The organism is Pseudomonas sp. WS 5010, assembly GCF_012985565.1.
Classification (GTDB): domain Bacteria; phylum Pseudomonadota; class Gammaproteobacteria; order Pseudomonadales; family Pseudomonadaceae; genus Aquipseudomonas.
Genome location: NZ_JAAQWQ010000003.1, coordinates 373,538 through 391,720 on the forward strand (window position 1 = coordinate 373,538; position 18,183 = coordinate 391,720).

The following is an 18,183-nucleotide window of genomic DNA, read 5'->3' on the forward strand; positions in this document are numbered from 1 at the left end:
GTTCAAGAGCTTGTTTTGATTCTCAATATCATTTAATAATAAATATCATTATCGAGTGAGCGTGGATCATGAGTTCTGTCCTGCACGAGGATCCCTACCTGGAAAGCTGGCGCTGGATGAGTCGCCAGATTCGCTGTGGGCTCAACCCTGACGAGCCGCGCCTGATCGAGCATTATCTGAACGAGGGGCGCTACCTGGCCTGCTGCACGGCTACGCACCCGTGGACCATCGCCGAGACCTCGTTCCGCCTGCTGATCGATACCGCCACCGATATCGCCTTGCCCTGGCATTGGCGCTCCACGTGCCTGGACCAGGCCTGGCGCCCGCTGCGCGACCTGGAAAACCTCTCTCACTGCGCCTGTCGCCTCAAGCGCTGGCAGACCTTTGCCTGGCAATTGGCGACTTGCGAACTGCAACCTTCGATTTCTCACTCCGACTTGGTGCAAGGATCTTCCGATGAGTAATACCCGTATCGAACGCGACAGCATGGGCGAACTGCGAGTGCCGGCCGACGCGTTGTATGGCGCACAAACCCAGCGTGCGGTGGATAACTTTCCGATCAGCCACCAGCGCATGCCGACCCAGTTCATCCGTGCCCTGATCCTGGCCAAGGCCGCGGCCGCCAAGGCCAACGTCGATCTCAAGCAGATCAGTGCAAGCCAGGGCAAAGCCATCGTCGACGCCGCCCAGGGTTTGCTGGAAGGTGACTTCATGCAGCACTTCCCTGTGGATATCTTCCAGACCGGCTCCGGCACCAGCTCCAACATGAATGCCAACGAAGTGCTTGCGACCCTGGCCAGCCGCCTGTTGGGCGAACCGGTCAACCCCAATGACCACGTCAATTGTGGGCAAAGCAGCAACGACATCATCCCGACCACGATTCACGTCAGCGCCGCGCTGGTGCTGCATGAACAGACGTTGCCGGCATTGCTGCACCTGGTTGAGGTGATCGAGCGAAAGGCGGTAGAGGTTCATCCGTTCATCAAGACCGGGCGCACTCACCTGATGGACGCCATGCCTGTACGCATGAGTCAGGTGCTCGAAGGGTGGGCGCAGCAACTCAAGGCCAATATCGCTCACTTGCAGGGCTTGTTGCCAAGCCTGCAGGCCCTGGCCCAGGGCGGTACTGCGGTAGGTACCGGGATCAATGCGCATCCTGAGTTTGCTGCGCGTTTCAGCCAGCAGTTGAGCAGCCTGACCCAGGTGCAGTTCACGCCGGGTACGAACCTGTTTGCTCTGATTGGCTCCCAGGACACCGCCGTCGCCGTCTCCGGCCAACTGAAAGCCATTGCCGTGTCGCTGATGAAAATCGCCAACGACCTGCGCTGGATGAACTCCGGCCCTCTCGCCGGCCTCGGTGAAATCGAGCTCGAAGGCCTGCAACCAGGCTCGTCGATCATGCCGGGCAAGGTCAATCCGGTGATTCCAGAGGCCACCGCAATGGTTGCGGCACAGGTGATCGGCAATGACAGCGTAATCACCATCGCCGGTCAGTCCGGCAACTTCGAACTCAACGTGATGCTGCCGATCATCGCCCAGAACCTGCTCAGCAGCCTGGAGCTGTTGGCCAACTCCAGTCGTCTGCTGGCAGACAAGGCCATCGCCAGCTTCAAGGTCAACGAACCCAAGCTCAAGGAAGCGCTGTCGCGCAACCCGATCCTGGTCACCGCACTCAACCCGATCATTGGGTACCAAAAGGCCGCTGAAATCGCCAAGAAAGCCTATCAACAAGGCCGGCCGGTGATTGATGTGGCGCTCGAGCACACCGACCTGCCCCGCAGCCAACTGGAAGTCCTCCTGGATCCGGAAAAGCTCACGGCGGGTGGCGTGTAATTACCGACCCTGCTTTGGAGGCTCACCATGGAGCACTGGAAACGCACGATCGAACGGGCCAATCGCTGCTTTATGCAAGGCGAACTGGTGGATGCCCGCGAGCATTACCTGCAAGCCCTGGCCCTGGCCCAAGTGTTGTTCGAGCGCTGGGGTGATGCCGACGAGGCGGTGGCGGCCTGCGTCATTTCCCATCACAACCTGGCGGACCTGCATCTGCGCCTGAACCAGCCTGAAGAAAGCGCCGAATACCTCTGCGCCATTCACCAGCGCTTGCTGCAGACCATGCAGGACACCCGGCTGCCTCAAGCATTGCGCGAGGCAGCCTTGCGCCAGAGCAGCAAGACCTACGTCGAACTGTTGAATTTCATCAGCGATCACGGCGAGTACCCCCGTACCCATCGCTTGCTGGGCAGCAATACGGCGCAGACGGATGCGCCGACCCGCAACAGCCCTTTCTATGGAGCACATTGATATGTCCTACACCTTGCCTGCCTTGCCTTACGCCTACGACGCCCTGGAACCGCATATCGATGCGCAAACCATGGAAATCCACTACACCAAGCACCACCAGACCTACATCAACAACCTCAATGCCGCCGTCGAAGGCACCGAGTTCGCCGGCTGGCCCATCGAGAAACTGGTCTCCAGCGTCCAGCAACTGCCGGAAAAACTGCGCGCAGCGGTGATCAACCAGGGGGGCGGGCATGCCAACCACTCGTTGTTCTGGGCGGTCATGTCGCCCAAGGGCGGCGGCAAGCCCGAAGGTGCCCTGGGCCAGGCGATTGATGCACAGTTGGGTGGCTTTGATGCCTTCAAGGAGGCCTTCACCAAAGCTGCGCTGACCCGCTTCGGCAGTGGTTGGGCCTGGCTGAGCGTGACCCCGCAAAAGACCCTGGTGGTCGAGAGCAGTGGTAACCAGGACAGCCCGTTGATGAACGGCAATACGCCGATCCTCGGTCTGGACGTCTGGGAGCACGCCTACTACCTGCTGTATCAGAACCGCCGTCCTGAATACATCAACGCTTTCTACAGTGTTATCAACTGGCCGGAAGTCGCTGAGCGCTACCAGGCTGCACTGGCTTAATGCCCTCTCATAACAAGACCTAAGGCCGACTATGGGCACTGAAACACTGGCGATCAGCAGCGTGCGAATGTTCCGTTATGCGTTTGGCTCGCTGCTGCTATTGGCGGGAACTGCATTGCTGGTGGCCCACGGGCTGGCCTGGCTGAACCTCGAGCCGCGGATCCTGCGTGCCCTGCAAGGTGGCGCAATCTGTGCCCTGGGCACTGCATTGGGCGCGGTGCCGGTACTGGTAATCCGGCGGATGCCGTTGGCGGTCAGCGACACACTGCTGGGGTTTGGCGCTGGCGTGATGTTGGCGGCGACCGCGTTTTCGCTGGTCGTGCCGGGGATCGCCGCCGCTGAAAACCTGGGGCTCAGCCCCTGGGCGTCCAGCGGCCTGATCAGCTTCGGCATCATGCTAGGCGCCTTCGGCTTGTTTCTGGTGGACCGCAAGGTCTCCGGTGCCAGTCCGGAGCTGCTGGTTGGCACCCCTGACAAACCGGTAATTCCACCACGCATCTGGCTGTTTGTATTTGCCATTATTGCCCACAACATCCCCGAAGGCATGGCGGTGGGCGTCTCGGCGGGGGGCGGCATGCCCGATGCCGACAGCCTGGCCATGGGCATCGCCTTGCAGGATGTACCGGAAGGATTGGTGATCGCGTTGGTGTTGGCTGGGGCGGGGATGTCGCGGGTCAAGGCCTTCTTGATCGGCGCGGCATCCGGGCTGGTGGAGCCGGTGTTTGCCGTGCTGTGTGCCTGGTTGGTCAGCCTGGCCGAGATGCTGCTGCCTTTGGGGCTGGCGCTGGCGGCGGGGGCGATGCTATTGGTGGTGACTCATGAAGTGATCCCCGAGTCGCGCCGCAATGGCCATGACAAGCTCGCCAGCCTGGGGTTGTGCATTGGGTTTTGCTTGATGATGGCAATGGATACAGCGCTGGGCTGATGCCTAGCGCAAACCCAATGTAGGAGCTGGCTTGCCTGCGATGCAGGCACCTCGGCTTTTCGTCTAGACCGAGGTGATGCTATCGCAGGCAAGCCAGCTCCCACACAAGCCCGTACATGGGCTATTCGCCTTCATCGAAGTAATTGTTGATCAGCTTCACCAGCGCATCCAGCGCTTCCTGGTCCTGCTCACCTTCGGTCTTCAGATGAATCTTGGTGCCCTTGCCTGCGGCGAGCATCATCATGGCCATGATGCTTTTACCATCGACCATGGACTCCGGTGTACGCCCGGCACGCACCTGGCAAGGAAACTGGCCCGCTACCCCGACAAATTTAGCCGACGCGCGGGCATGCAGGCCCAGTTTGTTGATGATTTCAATTTCCAGAGCGGGCATCGCGAAGGTGTTCCTTTCAGCTGAGGTCGCGGTGGCGAACCTGGACATTCTTGAGGGTTTTCTGCAAGACCTGGCCCAGCCGCTCGGTTAGGTAGACGGAGCGGTGATGCCCGCCGGTACAGCCGATAGCGATGGTGACGTAGGCCCGGTTGCTGGCGGCAAAGCGCGGTAGCCACTTGAGCAGGTAGCTGGAGATGTCCTGGAACATCTCTTCCACATCCGGTTGCGCCGCCAGGTACTCGGCAACCGGTAGGTCCAGCCCAGACTGATCGCGCAGTTCCGGCTTCCAATAAGGGTTGGGCAGGCAACGCACGTCAAATACCAGGTCGGCGTCTACCGGCATGCCCCGCTTGAAACCAAAGGATTCAACCAGGAAGGCCGTGCCCGGTTCCGGTTGGTTCAGCAGGCGCAGCTTGATGGCGTCACGCAGCTGGTAAAGGTTCAGGCTAGTGGTATTGATCTTGAGGTCGGCCAAATCGATGATCGGCCCCAACAGCTTGGTCTCGTCTTCGATGGCTTCGGCCAGCGAGCGGTGTGGGCTGCTCAGCGGGTGGCGGCGACGGGTCTCCGAGAAGCGCTTGAGCAGCGTTTCTTCGTCGGCGTCCAGGTACAGCACGTCGCAATGAATATGCTTGGCACGTACCTCTTCAAGCAATTCCGGGAATCGCGTGAGGTGGCTGGGTAGGTTGCGTGCGTCGATCGAAACGGCCACCAACGGTTGCGCCAGTTCGGTATGGATCAGCGCGCGCTCGGCCAGCTCGGGCAGGAGGCCGGCCGGCAAGTTGTCGATGCAATAGAAGCCGTTGTCCTCTAGCACATTGAGGGCCGTACTTTTACCTGAGCCGGAACGCCCGCTGACGATGATCAAACGCATGATTACTGCCCGCTTTGCTCATCCAGGACAACCTGATACAGCGCTTCATTGGTGCTGGCGCTACGCAGTTTCTTACGTACTTCTTCACGGTCGAGCATGCTGGCGATCTGCCGGAGCAGCTCCAGGTGTGCATCGGTGGCCGCTTCCGGGACCAGCAGGACGAACAGCAGGTCAACCGGAGCGCCATCGATGGCGTCGAAATCAGTGGGGGCGTCCAGGTGCAGCAGGGCGCTTACCGGTGTTTCACAGCCTTTGAGGCGGCAATGAGGAATAGCGATGCCGTTGCCAAAACCGGTCGAGCCAAGTTTTTCACGGGCGATCAGGGCCTCATACACGTCTTGCATCACCAGCTCAGGCACTTCGCGGCTGATCAGGTTGGCAATCTGTTCGAGGGCTTTCTTTTTACTGCCGCCCGGCGCGTTCACGAGGGAACGGCCGGGGGTCAGGATGGTTTCAAGTCGAATCATGGGTGGGGAGTGTTAGCGGCCTGTGCCTTGAAGAAGGCTCTGCTGCTTTTCCTTATGCTTTTTGATTTGGCGATCCAGCTTGTCGGTCAGGTCGTCAATGGCGGCATACATGTCTGAATGCTCTGCATTGGCGACTACTTCCCCGCCGGGTATACGCAAGGTGGCTTCGATTTTCTGCTTCAGCTTTTCGACAGACATGATGACTTGCACATTGGTGATCTTGTCGAAATGCCCCTCAATTCGTTTGAGTTTTTCGCTGATGTAGGCGCGCAGCGGTTCGGTCACTTCCAGTTGGTGTCCACTGATGTTGACTTGCATACAGCTTCTCCTTCGTTGCCAGTGCATAAAGCGGCGGGTAGGAATACCCGCCACTGGAACGCTGTGGCCCGCCCGTCACATCAACCGCTTACGCTCGCTGGAAGGCGCGATCCCAAGGGACTCGCGGTACTTGGCGACGGTTCGACGGGCGACCTGAATGCCTTGTGCTTCCAGTAAACCAGCGATCTTGCTGTCACTCAACGGCTTTTTCTGATTTTCCGCCGCAACCAGTTTTTTGATGATCGCGCGGATCGCCGTGGACGAGCATTCGCCGCCCTCGGAGGTGCTGACGTGGCTGGAGAAAAAGTATTTCAGCTCATATATACCCCGTGGGGTATGCATGAATTTCTGCGTAGTGACCCGGGAGATAGTCGATTCATGCATGCCGACAGCCTCGGCAATGTCATGCAGCACCAAAGGCTTCATCGCTTCGTCGCCGTACTCCAGGAAGCCGCGCTGATGCTCGACGATCTGGGTGGCCACTTTCATCAGGGTCTCGTTGCGGCTTTGCAGGCTCTTGATGAACCAGCGCGCTTCCTGCAACTGGTTGCGCATGAACGTGTTGTCGGCACTGGTATCGGCCCGGCGCACGAAGCCTGCGTACTGCGGGTTGACCCGCAGGCGTGGCACCGATTCCTGGTTCAGTTCCACCAGCCAGCGCTCGTTGTCCTTGCGCACAATTACGTCAGGTACGACATATTCGGCTTCGCTGGACTCGATCTGCGAGCCTGGGCGTGGGTTGAGGCTCTGTACCAGTTCGATGATCTGGCGCAGGTCATCTTCCTTGAGCTTCATCCGGCGCATCAGCTGGCTGTAGTCGCGGCTGCCCAACAGGTCGATGTAATCGGTGACCAGGCGTTGGGCCTCGGTCAGCCACGGTGTCTTGGCGGGCAGTTGGCGCAATTGCAGCAACAGGCACTCGCTGAGGTTGCGCGCGCCAATGCCGGCAGGCTCGAACTGCTGGATGCGGTGCAGGACGGCTTCGATTTCGTCCAGCTCGATATCCAGCTCCGGGTCGAAGGCCTCGAGGATTTCTTCAAGGGTTTCGTCCAGGTAGCCCTGATTGTTGATGCAGTCGATCAGGGTCACGGCGATCAGGCGATCGGTGTCGGACATCGGGGCAAGGTTCAGTTGCCACAGCAAGTGGCTCTGCAGGCTTTCGCCGACGGAGGTGCGGGTGGTGAAGTCCCACTCGTCATCGTCGTTGCTGGGCAGGCTGCTGGCGCTGGTCTGGTAGACATCTTCCCAGGCCGTATCCACCGGCAGTTCATTGGGGATGCGTTCGTTCCATTCGCCTTCTTCCAGGTTATCCACCGTGGGTGCGGTTTCCTGGTAGGACGGTTCCTGGACGTCAGTGTTGGGTTTTTGCTCTATGTTGTCGGCCAGCGGGTCGGCATTATCGAAGTCGTCGCCTTCTTCCTGGCGTTCGAGCATCGGGTTGGACTCCAGGGCCTCCTGGATTTCCTGTTGCAGGTCCAGGGTCGACAATTGGAGCAGGCGGATGGCCTGTTGCAGCTGCGGTGTCATCGTCAGCTGCTGGCCCATTCTCAGGACTAGCGATGGTTTCATGGCAGGGGCTTAACACCTTATTCGCCGGCGCAATGCGCCATCCACGACAGGGCGCGTGAGCGCCAAACATAAGCAAATTATATGCCTGATATCGGGGGCTTTGCCTAGAGCGCGGTAACAATAAAAATAATGAGGTTTTTATTGACTCCCGCGCCTGATGGCGAATGTCCTGACACCCCAGCGCTTACAGGCGGAACTCGTGCCCCAGGTACACTTCCTTGACCAGTTCGTTGGCCAGGATGGTGGCGGAGTCGCCTTCGGCAATCAGTTGGCCGTCGTTGACGATGTAGGCGGTTTCGCAGATATCCAGGGTCTCACGCACGTTGTGGTCGGTGATCAGTACGCCGATCCCCTTGGCCTTGAGGTGATGGATGATCTGCTTGATGTCGCCTACCGAAATCGGGTCGACACCGGCGAAGGGTTCATCCAGCAGGATGAACTTCGGTGCAGTGGCCAGGGCGCGGGCGATTTCCACGCGACGGCGCTCGCCGCCGGACAGGCTCATGCCGAGGTTGTCGCGAATGTGGTTGATGTGGAACTCCTGCAGCAGGCTTTCCAGCTCCTGGCGGCGTCCGTCGCGATCCAGTTCCTTGCGGGTTTCAAGGATCGCCATGATGTTGTCGGACACCGACAGTTTGCGGAAGATCGACGCCTCCTGAGGGAGATAGCCGATCCCGGCACGTGCACGACCGTGCATGGGCTGGTGGCTGACGTCCAGGTCGTCGATCAATACGCGACCCTGGTCCGCCTGGACCAGGCCGACAATCATGTAGAAGCAGGTGGTCTTGCCGGCACCGTTGGGGCCAAGCAGGCCGACGATCTGGCCGCTGTCGATCGACAGGCTGACGTCGCGCACGACCTGACGGCTTTTATAGGCCTTGGCCAGATGCTGGGCTTTCAGGGTTGCCATTACTGGGCCTTCTTCTTCGGCTGGATAACCATGTCGATTCGCGGACGTGGCGCAGTGACCTTGGTGCCATTGGCGCGGCCGGCAGTGGCGACCTGCTTGACGGTGTCGTAGACGATTTTCTCGCCTTCGGTCGAGTTGCCGTCGCTGCTGATCACTTTGGCGCGGTCGGTCAGTACGATGCGATTCTGCGGGGCATGGTACTGGATGGTCACGCCGTAGCCCTTGATCGGAGCTGGGTCGGTCGCCGCCTGTTGCTGCTCGAAATAGGCAAGGTTGCCCACCGAGGTCACGACGTCGATGTCGCCGGCCGGGGTGCGGGTCAGGGTTACGGTATTGCCGGTAATCTTCATCGAGCCTTGAGTGATGATTACGTCGCCCTTGTAGGTCGCGATACCTTGTTTGTCATCCAACTGCGCATCGTCAGCCTGAATGTGGATCGGTTGCTGGCTATCGTTCGGCAGAGCCCAGGCGCTCACGCTTCCCAGTGCTGCGCCCAGACCGAGCAAAATAGGGAGGGTTTTAACGAGCCTCATACTGTCCTCTTACGTTCGATAGCAGGTGTATCCTGCTTTCTTTCAAATACGCTTTCATTCCCTTGCCAGTCGATACACCGCCAGCGCCGTCGATTCTAACGTCTTGCTCGGTCTGCGCATATTGCTTCTGTGGGAATACGGTCATGCGACTGCTGGTAATAATGGTGTCGCGGTTCTGGGCGTCAGTGCGGGCAACACGCACCGAGTCGATCAGCTCCACTTCGGTACCGTCCGGGTTGACCTCGCCACGCTTGCTGGTGACGTGCCACGGAAATTCGGTGCCGCGATACAGGTTCAGGTCCGGATTGGTCAGCAGTGTGACCTCCGAAGCCTTCAGGTGTTCGACCTTGTCCGACGTCATTTCGTACTGCACCTTGCCGTCTGGCAGGAACTGCACGCTGTAGGCGTTGGTGGCGTAATAGTCGATGGCGCCCTGGTCGACCTGCGCGACAGGCTGGTCGAGGAAGCGCTCCGGGCTGATATTCCAGTAGCCCACCGCGAGGAACAGCGCGGCGATGGCTCCGAATATCAGGAAGTTGCGAATCTTTTTGCTCAGCATAGAAGGCTCTATAGGTAGGCGGCGTGGGCCGCTTCAAGGCTGCCCTGGGCGCGCAGGATCAACTCGCAGAACTCGCGCGCGGCACCTTCGCCGCCACGGGCCTGGGTAATGCCGTGGGCGTGTTCGCGAACAAATGACGCGGCATTGGCCACCGCCATGCCCAGGCCGACGCGGCGAATCACCGGCAAGTCAGGTAAGTCGTCACCCAGATAGGCGACCTGCTCATAGCTTAGGTTGAGTTTCCCAAGAAGCTCATCCAGGACCACCAGTTTATCCTCGCGGCCCTGATACAGGTAAGGAATCCCCAGGTTTTGTGCGCGGCGTTCCACGACCGGGGTCTTGCGACCACTGATAATCGCGGTTTGCACGCCAGAGGCCATCAGCATCTTGATGCCCTGGCCGTCCAGCGTGTTGAACGTCTTGAATTCACTGCCGTCTTCGAGGAAGTACAGGCGGCCATCGGTCAGCACGCCGTCCACATCGAAAATTGCCAGTTTGATGGCCTTGCCCCGTTGCAACAGGTCGTTGCTCATTTACATCACTCCTGCGCGCAGCAAATCGTGCATGTTCAGGGCGCCAATCGGATGATCGGCATCATCGACCACCACCAGGGCGCCGATTTTATGGTCTTCCATGATCTTCAGGGCTTCCGCCGCGAGCATTTCGGCGCGGGCGGTCTTGCCGTGGGGGGTCATGACTTGATCGATAGTCGCGGTATGGATATCGATGGTGCGGTCCAGGGTGCGACGCAGGTCGCCGTCGGTGAACACCCCGGCCAGGCGCCCGTCGGCCTCGAGGATCACGGTCATGCCCAGGCCCTTGCGGGTCATTTCCATCAGCGCGTCCTTGAGCAGGGTGCCACGCTGTACCTGTGGCAGCTCATCGCCAGCATGCATGACGTTTTCCACTTTCAGCAGCAGGCGACGGCCAAGGGCGCCACCCGGGTGGGAAAAGGCGAAGTCTTCGGCGGTAAAACCACGGGCTTCCAGCAAGGCTACGGCTAGCGCGTCGCCCATGACCAGGGCGGCGGTGGTGGAGGAGGTCGGCGCCAGGTTCAGTGGGCAGGCTTCATGGGTCACATGCACGTTCAGGTTCACTTCGGCGGCCTTGGCCAGCGTCGAGTCCGGGTTACCGGTCATGCTGATCAGCTTGATGCCCAGGCGCTTGATCAGGGGCAGCAGGGTCACGATTTCGTTGGTGGTGCCGGAGTTGGACAGGGCGACGATCACGTCGTCGCGGGTAATCATGCCCATGTCACCGTGGCTGGCTTCGGCCGGGTGCACGAAAAAAGCCGTGGTGCCGGTGCTCGCCAGGGTGGCGGCAATCTTGTTGCCGACATGGCCTGACTTGCCCATGCCGACCACGACAACCCGGCCTTTACTGGCCAGGATCATCTCGCAGGCGCGTACGAAATCTGCGTCGATATGGGCCAGCAAGCCTTCTACGGCTTCAAGCTCGAGGCGGATGGTGCGTTGTGCGGATTGAATAAGGTCGTTGGATTGGCTCATGTCTGAAATCGTATAGCCTGACGAAAAGTCGGCGATTATAGCGGGATTGAGCAATTCCCTCACGCAAGTTCGTCAGCTGTTGTTCTTCTAGAGAGTGAGATCAGTCCCAAATGCGCTTTTTACCTGTCCTGTTTCTGAACAAGCGCTGCTGCGGCCTTGGGCGCTCTACGTCAGCAGTGATATAGTTCGCCGCCAGTTCGGTCCGCGCAGCGCACATGTGTCTAACTGTCGCAAGCAGTTGTCCCAAGCATGGTGTCTGAGTGAGAAGCTGCATCCCAAGGAGTTTAGATGAGTGCCGATAACGCCTACGCGGTCGAGCTGAAGGGCCTTTCCTTCAAGCGCGGTACGCGCAGCATCTTCAATAATGTCGATATTCGCATTCCCCGCGGCAAGGTGACGGGTATCATGGGCCCTTCCGGTTGCGGCAAGACGACCCTGCTGCGCCTGATGGGCATGCAGTTGCGTCCGACTGCCGGGGAGGTCTGGGTCAATGGCCAGAACCTGCCGACCCTGTCGCGCAGCGACTTGTTCGATGCGCGCAAGCACATGGGGGTGCTGTTCCAGAGCGGCGCTCTGTTCACCGACCTCGATGTTTTCGAAAACGTCGCGTTCCCGCTGCGGGTGCACACCCAGCTGTCCGAAGAAATGATTCGTGACATTGTTTTGTTGAAGCTGCAGGCCGTCGGCCTTCGCGGTGCCATCGACCTGATGCCAGATGAACTCTCCGGCGGTATGAAGCGGCGTGTCGCCCTGGCGCGGGCGATTGCGCTCGATCCGCAGATCCTCATGTATGACGAGCCGTTCGTCGGCCAGGACCCTATCGCCATGGGTGTACTGGTGCGCCTGATCCGCCTGCTCAACGATGCGCTGGGCATCACCAGTATCGTGGTTTCCCACGACCTGGCCGAAACCGCGAGCATTGCCGACTACCTCTATGTGGTCGGCGATGGCCAGGTATTGGGCCAGGGCACGCCTGAAGAGCTGATGAACGCTGATAACCCGCGCATTCGCCAATTCATGACCGGCGATCCTGATGGCCCGGTGCCTTTTCATTTTCCGGCAGCGGATTACCGCGCAGATCTCCTGGGGAAGCGCTGATGCGCAAGACATCTTTAATCGAGAAGGTTCGCCTTTTCGGTCGTTCCGGCATCGACATTGTCGAAGTGCTCGGGCGTTCGACGATTTTCCTGTTTCACGCCTTGCTGGGCCGCGGCAGTATCGGCGGCGGTTTTGGCTTGCTGCTCAAGCAGTTGCACTCGGTGGGCGTGATGTCCCTGGTGATCATCGTGGTCTCCGGGGTTTTCATCGGCATGGTGCTGGCGTTGCAGGGCTTCAATATCCTGTCCAGCTACGGTTCCGAGCAGGCGGTGGGGCAGATGGTTGCGCTGACGCTGCTGCGTGAACTGGGGCCGGTGGTCACCGCGTTGCTGTTTGCCGGGCGCGCCGGTTCTGCGTTGACTGCGGAGATCGGCAACATGAAGGCCACCGAGCAGTTGTCCAGCCTGGAAATGATCGGCGTGGACCCGCTCAAGTACATCGTTGCCCCGCGCCTGTGGGCCGGCTTCATTTCCCTGCCTCTGCTGGCGATGATTTTCAGCGTGGTCGGGATCTGGGGCGGCTCATGGGTGGCAGTGGACTGGCTGGGGGTCTACGACGGCTCCTACTGGGCCAACATGCAAAACAGCGTGACGTTCAGCGGTGACGTGCTCAATGGCATTATCAAGAGCATCGTCTTCGCCTTCGTCGTGACTTGGATCGCCGTATTCCAAGGCTATGACTGTGAGCCCACTTCAGAAGGGATCAGTCGTGCCACCACCAAGACCGTTGTGTACGCCTCGCTGGCGGTACTGGGTCTTGACTTCATTTTGACCGCCTTGATGTTTGGAGATTTCTGATGCAAAACCGCACTGTGGAAATCGGTGTCGGCCTTTTCTTGCTGGCTGGCATCCTGGCTTTACTGTTGCTTGCCCTGCGAGTCAGCGGCTTGTCGGCCAGCTCCAGCGCCGACACCTATAAACTTTACGCCTACTTCGACAATATCGCCGGTTTGACGGTCAGATCCAAAGTGACCATGGCCGGTGTGACCATCGGCAAGGTCACGGCAATCGATCTGGACCGCGACAGCTTCACCGGCCGAGTGACCCTGCAACTGGACAAGAAGGTAGATAACCTGCCGACTGACTCCACGGCGTCTATCCTCACGGCGGGTCTGCTGGGCGAGAAGTACATCGGTATCAGCGTGGGCGGGGAAGAAGCCTTGCTCAAGGATGGTTCGACCATTCATGACACACAGTCGTCGTTGGTGCTGGAGGACCTGATCGGTAAATTCCTGCTTAATACGGTTAGTAAAGACGCCAAATGAGGAGTTTGTTCATGATCTCAACCTTGCGACGTGGCCTGTTGGTGCTGTTGGCAGCCTTGCCATTGATGGCTAACGCCGTGGCAGCGCCTTCGGCGCACGACATAATTGATAGAACCACCAAAGAGCTGCTGGCTGACCTTGCCGCAAACAAAGAGCAGTACAAGCAAAGCCCAAGCGCGTTCTACGATGCCCTCAACGGTATCGTGGGCCCGGTGGTCGATGCTGATGGCATCTCCCGCAGCATCATGACCGTCAAGTACTCGCGCAAGGCCACGCCTGCGCAGATGCAGCGCTTCCAGGAAAACTTCAAGCGCAGCCTGATGCAGTTCTACGGCAACGCCCTGCTGGAATACAACAACCAGGGTATCGTCGTATCTCCGGCCAAGGATGAGTCCGGCAACCGTACCAGCGTGGATATGCAGGTCAAGGGCAACAATGGCTCGATCTACCCGGTTTCCTACACCCTCGAGAAAATCAACGGTGAATGGAAAGTGCGCAACGTGATCATCAACGGCATCAACATCGGCAAGCTGTTCCGTGACCAGTTCGCCGATGCCATGCAGCGCAATGGCAACGACCTGGACAAGACCATCGATGGTTGGGCCGGCGAAGTGGCCAAGGCCAAGGAAGTGACCGAAGAAGCCGCAGAGAAGCAGGCCCCATGACTGAGTCGGCTGTTCGTCAAGGCCAGGCCGGCGAGCTGCTCTTGAGTGGCGTGCTCGACTACAGCACCGGGCCGGCCCTGCGCAAGCAGGGCCAGGCGCTGATCAATGCCAGCACTGCGTCGGCAGTGGTTATCGACTGCTCGGCGGTGGTGAAGTCCAGCAGTGTTGGCTTGTCATTGCTCCTGTGTTTCCTACGCGACGCCGCGGCGGTCAACAAACCTGCCAGTATTCGTGCATTACCCGAGGATATGCGGGAAATTGCCCAGGTTTGCGGTCTGGCCGAGCTGTTGGCGCATCCTTAATACACATTATTGAAGAAGCCCCCCGTCAGAGTCCTGCTATGCGGGGTTCGCAGGCGCGGGGCTTTTTTGTATGATGTGCGACCCGCGCGCACTGGGCGCCGATAGAGGTTGAGCATGCAGGCCCTAGAAGTTAAAAGCTTCCTTGAAGGAAAGCTGCCGAATACTGAGGTTGCAGTTGAAGGCGAAGGCTGCAATTTCCAGCTGAACGTGATTAGCGATGAACTGGCGGCATTGAGCCCGGTCAAGCGTCAGCAGCAGATCTATGCCCATTTGAACCCGTGGATCACCGATGGCAGCATCCATGCGGTCACTATGAAATTTTTCAGCCGCGCGGCCTGGGCCGAGCGCACCTGAGCCCCCAAGGCGTCGAGATTCTTATGGATAAATTGATTATTACCGGCGGTGCCCGTCTTGATGGCGAAATCCGTATCTCCGGGGCTAAAAACTCGGCCTTGCCGATCCTGGCTGCTACCTTGCTGTGTGATGGCCCGGTTACCGTAGCCAACCTGCCGCACCTGCACGACATCACCACCATGATCGAGCTGTTCGGTCGCATGGGCATTGAGCCGGTGATCGACGAGAAGCTGTCGGTCGAAATCGACCCGCGCACCATCAAGACCCTGATCGCCCCGTACGAACTGGTGAAAACCATGCGTGCCTCGATCCTGGTACTGGGCCCGATGGTTGCCCGTTTCGGCGAAGCCGAAGTGGCACTGCCTGGCGGTTGCGCCATTGGCTCGCGGCCGGTGGACCTGCACATCCGTGGCCTTGAAGCCATGGGTGCGGCCATCGACGTCGAAGGCGGCTACATCAAGGCCAAGGCGCCGGAAGGCGGCCTGCGTGGCGCGAACTTCTTCTTTGATACCGTCAGCGTGACCGGTACCGAGAACATCATGATGGCCGCTGCCCTGGCCAACGGCCGCAGCGTCCTGCAAAACGCCGCGCGCGAGCCGGAAGTGGTCGACCTGGCCAACTTCCTGATCGCCATGGGTGCCAACATCACTGGCGCCGGCACCGACACCATCACCATCGACGGTGTGAAGCGCCTGCACTCGGCTACCTATAAGGTCATGCCGGACCGTATCGAGACCGGTACCTACCTGGTTGCTGCTGCCGTCACCGGTGGTCGCGTCAAGGTCAAGGATACCGATCCGACCATCCTGGAAGCGGTCCTGGAAAAACTGCGCGAAGCGGGTGCCGAAATCACCACCGGCGAAGACTGGATCGAGCTGAACATGCACGGCAAGCGGCCAAAAGCCGTCAACGTGCGTACCGCTCCGTACCCGGCGTTCCCGACCGACATGCAGGCGCAGTTCATCTCCCTGAACGCGATTGCCGAAGGCACCGGTGCTGTGATCGAGACCATCTTCGAGAACCGTTTCATGCACGTGTACGAACTGCACCGCATGGGCGCCAAGATCCAGGTCGAAGGCAACACAGCCATCGTCACCGGTATCGAGCAGCTCAAGGGCGCGCCAGTAATGGCCACCGACCTGCGGGCTTCGGCCAGCCTGGTGATCTCGGCGCTGTGCGCTGACGGCGACACCCTGATCGATCGCATCTACCACATAGACCGTGGCTACGAGTGCATCGAAGAAAAACTGCAGATGCTCGGCGCAAAAATTCGCCGCGTACCGGGCTAGTCCCCACTGCTCGGGCGCAGGGAAGCGCCCGCCCGAGGTGTGCACAGGCACGCCTTGGCTGAATTTGTTTCAAATCGAGGCTGTAATGGCCTCGATCTGTGTCTGGCGCCGTTTGCGACCGGACAGCAATAGCCTGATGAAGGACTGACGTTTCCCATGTTGACCATCGCACTGTCCAAGGGCCGCATCCTTGACGATACTTTGCCGCTTCTGGCTGAAGCGGGCATCGTGCCGACCGAGAATCCGGACAAGAGCCGCAAGCTGATCATCCCCACGACCCAGGACGACGTTCGCCTGTTGATCGTGCGGGCTACCGACGTGCCGACCTACGTGGAACATGGTGCCGCCGACCTTGGTGTCGCCGGTAAAGACGTGTTGATGGAATACGGCGGCCAGGGCCTGTACGAGCCGCTGGACCTGCGTATCGCCCTGTGCAAGCTGATGACTGCCGGTCGTGTCGGTGACGTCGAGCCAAAAGGCCGCCTGCGGGTGGCCACCAAGTTCGTCAACGTCGCCAAGCGTTATTACGCCGAGCAAGGCCGCCAGGTCGATATCATCAAGCTCTATGGCTCGATGGAACTGGCACCGCTGATCGGCCTGGCCGACAAGATCATCGACGTGGTCGACACCGGCAACACCCTGCGCGCCAACGGCCTGGAACCCCAGGACTTTATCGCTGACATCAGCTCCCGCCTGATCGTCAACAAAGCTTCGATGAAAATGCAGCACGCCCGGATCCAGGCGTTGATCGACACCCTGCGCAAGGCAGTGGAGTCTCGACACCGCGGTTGACTCACCTGCGCGGCCCTAGGTCGCGCCCGTCTATCCGCCTCATAGCCAGAATTCTCAGGTGCCCAAGCGGAAACGACTGCTAGTTTAGGGCGCCTGAGTTTTTGCCAATACTATTGAGGCCCTCGCTATGACCACGTCCACTGCAATTGCCCGACTCAACGCTGCCGACCCGGATTTCGCCCATCATCTGGATCATCTGCTGAGCTGGGAAAGTGTGTCCGACGACTCGGTCAACCAGCGGGTGCTCGACATCATCAAGGCCGTGCGTGAGCGCGGCGATGCGGCGCTGGTGGACTTTACCCGCCAGTTCGACGGCCTGGACGTCAAGTCCATGGCCGACCTGATCCTGCCCCGCGAACGCCTGGAGTTGGCCCTGACGCGCATCACCGCGCCCCAGCGTGAAGCCCTGGAAGTCGCGGCCGCGCGGGTGCGCAGCTACCACGAAAAACAGAAGCAGGATTCCTGGAGCTACACCGAGGCTGATGGCACGGTGCTGGGGCAGAAAGTCACGCCCCTGGACCGCGCCGGCCTGTACGTGCCAGGCGGCAAGGCCTCGTACCCGTCGTCGGTGCTGATGAATGCCATTCCCGCCAAAGTGGCGGGTGTGACCGAAGTGGTCATGGTGGTCCCGACCCCGCGCGGTGAAATCAACGAACTGGTGCTGGCTGCCGCTTGCATCGCAGGCGTTGACCGCGTGTTTACCATCGGTGGTGCCCAGGCCGTCGCCGCGTTGGCCTATGGCACCGAAAGCGTGCCGAAAGTAGACAAGGTGGTCGGCCCCGGCAACATCTATGTCGCCACCGCCAAGCGCCATGTGTTTGGCCAGGTCGGGATCGACATGATCGCCGGCCCTTCGGAAATCCTCGTGGTGTGCGACGGCCAGACCGATCCGGACTGGATCGCCATGGACCTGTTCTCCCAGGCCGAGCACGACGAAGACGCCCAGGCGATCCTGGTCAGCCCCGACGCCGAGTTCCTCGACAAGGTGGCGGCCAGCATCAACAAGTTGCTGCCGACCATGGACCGCGCCGAGATTATCGAGAAGTCGATCAATGGCCGGGGTGCGCTGATCCAGGTGCGGGACATGGAACAGGCTATCGAAGTGGCCAACCGCATTGCCCCTGAGCACTTGGAGCTGTCGGTGGCCGACCCACAGGCGTGGCTGCCATCGATTCGCCACGCCGGTGCGATCTTCATGGGCCGCCACACCAGCGAAGCCCTGGGTGACTACTGCGCCGGCCCCAACCACGTGTTGCCGACCTCGGGCACTGCGCGATTTTCGTCGCCGCTGGGGGTGTATGACTTCCAGAAGCGCTCGTCGATCATCTTTTGCTCGCCACAAGGGGCTTCGGAACTGGGCAAGACCGCCTCGGTGCTGGCCCGTGGTGAATCGTTGAGCGCGCACGCCCGCAGCGCCGAATACCGCATCGTCAAGGGGGAGTAAG

24 protein-coding genes are annotated in these 18,183 nt (G+C 59.9%); 14 read left to right on the forward strand and 10 right to left on the reverse strand.

All coding sequences use genetic code 11. From position 1 onward, the window contains the following. Window positions 1-68: 68 nt before the first annotated feature. The 5 genes from HBO11_RS10615 to HBO11_RS10635 are packed head-to-tail and all read left to right on the forward strand — an operon-like array spanning window position 69 to window position 3,842. Window positions 69-464, forward strand: a complete 396-nt coding sequence (locus tag HBO11_RS10615) for a FagA protein (protein ID WP_169950894.1) — start codon at window positions 69-71, stop codon at window positions 462-464. Further along, the gene (locus HBO11_RS10620) at window positions 457-1,833 is read left to right on the forward strand and encodes a class II fumarate hydratase (RefSeq protein WP_169950891.1); all 1,377 of its coding nucleotides are present in this window, start codon (window positions 457-459) and stop codon (window positions 1,831-1,833) included. Before HBO11_RS10615 ends, HBO11_RS10620 begins: the two co-directional genes overlap by 8 nt. A 27-nt stretch (window positions 1,834-1,860) precedes the next feature. After that, entirely contained in the window at window positions 1,861-2,304 is a 444-nt protein-coding gene (locus HBO11_RS10625; RefSeq protein WP_169950889.1) for a hypothetical protein, read from the forward strand. A gap of 1 nt (window position 2,305) precedes the next feature. Beyond that, window positions 2,306-2,917: a superoxide dismutase gene (locus tag HBO11_RS10630; RefSeq protein ID WP_169950887.1), complete on the forward strand. Its 612-nt coding sequence runs from the start codon at window positions 2,306-2,308 to the stop codon at window positions 2,915-2,917. Window positions 2,918-2,948: 31 nt separating this feature from the next. Further along, window positions 2,949-3,842 carry a ZIP family metal transporter gene (locus HBO11_RS10635; protein WP_169950885.1) on the forward strand — a complete coding sequence of 298 codons (894 nt, stop codon included), beginning with the start codon at window positions 2,949-2,951 and terminating at the stop codon, window positions 3,840-3,842. A 121-nt stretch (window positions 3,843-3,963) separates the two neighbouring features. Here the strand turns inward: HBO11_RS10635 and HBO11_RS10640 are convergent, their stop codons facing one another. From HBO11_RS10640 to HBO11_RS10685, 10 genes are all read right to left on the reverse strand, one after another. Next, entirely contained in the window at window positions 3,964-4,236 is a 273-nt protein-coding gene (locus HBO11_RS10640) for an HPr family phosphocarrier protein (protein WP_169950883.1), read from the reverse strand. A gap of 16 nt (window positions 4,237-4,252) precedes the next feature. Then, entirely contained in the window at window positions 4,253-5,110 is an 858-nt protein-coding gene (gene rapZ, locus HBO11_RS10645) for an RNase adapter RapZ (RefSeq protein WP_169950881.1), read from the reverse strand. 2 nt (window positions 5,111-5,112) lie between these two features. Then, window positions 5,113-5,577 carry a PTS IIA-like nitrogen regulatory protein PtsN gene (gene ptsN / locus HBO11_RS10650; RefSeq protein ID WP_029291796.1) on the reverse strand — a complete coding sequence of 155 codons (465 nt, stop codon included), beginning with the start codon at window positions 5,575-5,577 and terminating at the stop codon, window positions 5,113-5,115. Between the two features lie 12 nt (window positions 5,578-5,589). Further along, window positions 5,590-5,895 carry a ribosome-associated translation inhibitor RaiA gene (gene raiA, locus HBO11_RS10655; protein WP_032860085.1) on the reverse strand — a complete coding sequence of 102 codons (306 nt, stop codon included), beginning with the start codon at window positions 5,893-5,895 and terminating at the stop codon, window positions 5,590-5,592. A 75-nt stretch (window positions 5,896-5,970) separates the two neighbouring features. Next, window positions 5,971-7,464, reverse strand: coding sequence for an RNA polymerase factor sigma-54 (locus HBO11_RS10660; protein WP_169950879.1), 1,494 nt, complete (start codon window positions 7,462-7,464; stop codon window positions 5,971-5,973). Window positions 7,465-7,648: 184 nt separating this feature from the next. Further along, window positions 7,649-8,374 (reverse strand): LPS export ABC transporter ATP-binding protein, encoded by a 726-nt coding sequence (lptB, locus tag HBO11_RS10665; RefSeq protein WP_029291791.1) that lies wholly within the window; start codon window positions 8,372-8,374, stop codon window positions 7,649-7,651. Beyond that, on the reverse strand, window positions 8,374-8,907 hold the full coding sequence (gene lptA / locus HBO11_RS10670; protein WP_169950877.1) for a lipopolysaccharide transport periplasmic protein LptA: 534 nt from the start codon (window positions 8,905-8,907) through the stop codon (window positions 8,374-8,376). Before lptA ends, lptB begins: the two co-directional genes overlap by 1 nt. After that, window positions 8,894-9,466, reverse strand: coding sequence for an LPS export ABC transporter periplasmic protein LptC (gene lptC / locus HBO11_RS10675; protein ID WP_169950875.1), 573 nt, complete (start codon window positions 9,464-9,466; stop codon window positions 8,894-8,896). The genes lptA and lptC overlap by 14 nt, the downstream gene beginning before the upstream one ends. A gap of 8 nt (window positions 9,467-9,474) precedes the next feature. Continuing rightward, the gene (locus tag HBO11_RS10680) at window positions 9,475-9,999 is read right to left on the reverse strand and encodes an HAD family hydrolase (RefSeq protein WP_032860082.1); all 525 of its coding nucleotides are present in this window, start codon (window positions 9,997-9,999) and stop codon (window positions 9,475-9,477) included. Then, complete coding sequence (locus HBO11_RS10685) at window positions 10,000-10,974, reverse strand: KpsF/GutQ family sugar-phosphate isomerase (protein ID WP_169950873.1); 975 nt, start codon at window positions 10,972-10,974, stop codon at window positions 10,000-10,002. A gap of 288 nt (window positions 10,975-11,262) precedes the next feature. On the opposite strand from HBO11_RS10685, the gene HBO11_RS10690 reads away from it, so the two are divergent. From HBO11_RS10690 to hisD, 9 genes are all read left to right on the forward strand, one after another. Then, window positions 11,263-12,072 (forward strand): ATP-binding cassette domain-containing protein, encoded by an 810-nt coding sequence (locus HBO11_RS10690; protein WP_038443322.1) that lies wholly within the window; start codon window positions 11,263-11,265, stop codon window positions 12,070-12,072. Then, on the forward strand, window positions 12,072-12,869 hold the full coding sequence (gene mlaE, locus HBO11_RS10695; RefSeq protein ID WP_170056740.1) for a lipid asymmetry maintenance ABC transporter permease subunit MlaE: 798 nt from the start codon (window positions 12,072-12,074) through the stop codon (window positions 12,867-12,869). Before HBO11_RS10690 ends, mlaE begins: the two co-directional genes overlap by 1 nt. After that, entirely contained in the window at window positions 12,869-13,336 is a 468-nt protein-coding gene (mlaD, locus tag HBO11_RS10700; RefSeq protein WP_076963541.1) for an outer membrane lipid asymmetry maintenance protein MlaD, read from the forward strand. Before mlaE ends, mlaD begins: the two co-directional genes overlap by 1 nt. 11 nt (window positions 13,337-13,347) lie before the next feature. After that, complete coding sequence (locus HBO11_RS10705) at window positions 13,348-14,001, forward strand: ABC transporter substrate-binding protein (protein WP_169950869.1); 654 nt, start codon at window positions 13,348-13,350, stop codon at window positions 13,999-14,001. Continuing rightward, entirely contained in the window at window positions 13,998-14,303 is a 306-nt protein-coding gene (locus tag HBO11_RS10710; protein ID WP_169950867.1) for an STAS domain-containing protein, read from the forward strand. The genes HBO11_RS10705 and HBO11_RS10710 overlap by 4 nt, the downstream gene beginning before the upstream one ends. A gap of 114 nt (window positions 14,304-14,417) precedes the next feature. Continuing rightward, window positions 14,418-14,657, forward strand: coding sequence for a BolA family protein (locus HBO11_RS10715; protein WP_010567702.1), 240 nt, complete (start codon window positions 14,418-14,420; stop codon window positions 14,655-14,657). Window positions 14,658-14,680: 23 nt separating this feature from the next. Then, window positions 14,681-15,946, forward strand: a complete 1,266-nt coding sequence (gene murA, locus HBO11_RS10720; protein WP_169950864.1) for a UDP-N-acetylglucosamine 1-carboxyvinyltransferase — start codon at window positions 14,681-14,683, stop codon at window positions 15,944-15,946. Between the two features lie 156 nt (window positions 15,947-16,102). After that, a complete protein-coding gene (hisG, locus tag HBO11_RS10725; RefSeq protein ID WP_003188599.1) occupies window positions 16,103-16,738 on the forward strand; it encodes an ATP phosphoribosyltransferase in 636 nt (211 codons plus the stop codon). A gap of 127 nt (window positions 16,739-16,865) precedes the next feature. Next, window positions 16,866-18,182 carry a histidinol dehydrogenase gene (hisD, locus tag HBO11_RS10730; protein ID WP_169950862.1) on the forward strand — a complete coding sequence of 439 codons (1,317 nt, stop codon included), beginning with the start codon at window positions 16,866-16,868 and terminating at the stop codon, window positions 18,180-18,182. Window position 18,183 lies beyond the last annotated feature (1 nt).

Bases quoted from the DNA above. Each gene is read 5' to 3' on its own strand.
- HBO11_RS10660 (WP_169950879.1), bottom strand. From the start codon at position 7,464: ATGAAACCATCGCTAGTCCTGAGAATGGGCCAGCAGCTGACGATGACA.
- HBO11_RS10635 (WP_169950885.1), top strand. From the start codon at position 2,949: ATGGGCACTGAAACACTGGCGATCAGCAGCGTGCGAATGTTCCGTTAT.
- hisG (WP_003188599.1), top strand. From the start codon at position 16,103: ATGTTGACCATCGCACTGTCCAAGGGCCGCATCCTTGACGATACTTTG.
- HBO11_RS10620 (WP_169950891.1), top strand. From the start codon at position 457: ATGAGTAATACCCGTATCGAACGCGACAGCATGGGCGAACTGCGAGTG.
- HBO11_RS10715 (WP_010567702.1), top strand. From the start codon at position 14,418: ATGCAGGCCCTAGAAGTTAAAAGCTTCCTTGAAGGAAAGCTGCCGAAT.
- ptsN (WP_029291796.1), bottom strand. From the start codon at position 5,577: ATGATTCGACTTGAAACCATCCTGACCCCCGGCCGTTCCCTCGTGAAC.
- HBO11_RS10615 (WP_169950894.1), top strand. From the start codon at position 69: ATGAGTTCTGTCCTGCACGAGGATCCCTACCTGGAAAGCTGGCGCTGG.
- HBO11_RS10685 (WP_169950873.1), bottom strand. From the start codon at position 10,974: ATGAGCCAATCCAACGACCTTATTCAATCCGCACAACGCACCATCCGC.
- lptC (WP_169950875.1), bottom strand. From the start codon at position 9,466: ATGCTGAGCAAAAAGATTCGCAACTTCCTGATATTCGGAGCCATCGCC.
- raiA (WP_032860085.1), bottom strand. From the start codon at position 5,895: ATGCAAGTCAACATCAGTGGACACCAACTGGAAGTGACCGAACCGCTG.
- mlaE (WP_170056740.1), top strand. From the start codon at position 12,072: ATGCGCAAGACATCTTTAATCGAGAAGGTTCGCCTTTTCGGTCGTTCC.
- lptB (WP_029291791.1), bottom strand. From the start codon at position 8,374: ATGGCAACCCTGAAAGCCCAGCATCTGGCCAAGGCCTATAAAAGCCGT.
- rapZ (WP_169950881.1), bottom strand. From the start codon at position 5,110: ATGCGTTTGATCATCGTCAGCGGGCGTTCCGGCTCAGGTAAAAGTACG.
- mlaD (WP_076963541.1), top strand. From the start codon at position 12,869: ATGCAAAACCGCACTGTGGAAATCGGTGTCGGCCTTTTCTTGCTGGCT.
- HBO11_RS10640 (WP_169950883.1), bottom strand. From the start codon at position 4,236: ATGCCCGCTCTGGAAATTGAAATCATCAACAAACTGGGCCTGCATGCC.
- HBO11_RS10710 (WP_169950867.1), top strand. From the start codon at position 13,998: ATGACTGAGTCGGCTGTTCGTCAAGGCCAGGCCGGCGAGCTGCTCTTG.
- lptA (WP_169950877.1), bottom strand. From the start codon at position 8,907: ATGAGGCTCGTTAAAACCCTCCCTATTTTGCTCGGTCTGGGCGCAGCA.
- HBO11_RS10705 (WP_169950869.1), top strand. From the start codon at position 13,348: ATGATCTCAACCTTGCGACGTGGCCTGTTGGTGCTGTTGGCAGCCTTG.
- HBO11_RS10625 (WP_169950889.1), top strand. From the start codon at position 1,861: ATGGAGCACTGGAAACGCACGATCGAACGGGCCAATCGCTGCTTTATG.
- HBO11_RS10690 (WP_038443322.1), top strand. From the start codon at position 11,263: ATGAGTGCCGATAACGCCTACGCGGTCGAGCTGAAGGGCCTTTCCTTC.
- HBO11_RS10630 (WP_169950887.1), top strand. From the start codon at position 2,306: ATGTCCTACACCTTGCCTGCCTTGCCTTACGCCTACGACGCCCTGGAA.
- murA (WP_169950864.1), top strand. From the start codon at position 14,681: ATGGATAAATTGATTATTACCGGCGGTGCCCGTCTTGATGGCGAAATC.
- hisD (WP_169950862.1), top strand. From the start codon at position 16,866: ATGACCACGTCCACTGCAATTGCCCGACTCAACGCTGCCGACCCGGAT.
- HBO11_RS10680 (WP_032860082.1), bottom strand. From the start codon at position 9,999: ATGAGCAACGACCTGTTGCAACGGGGCAAGGCCATCAAACTGGCAATT.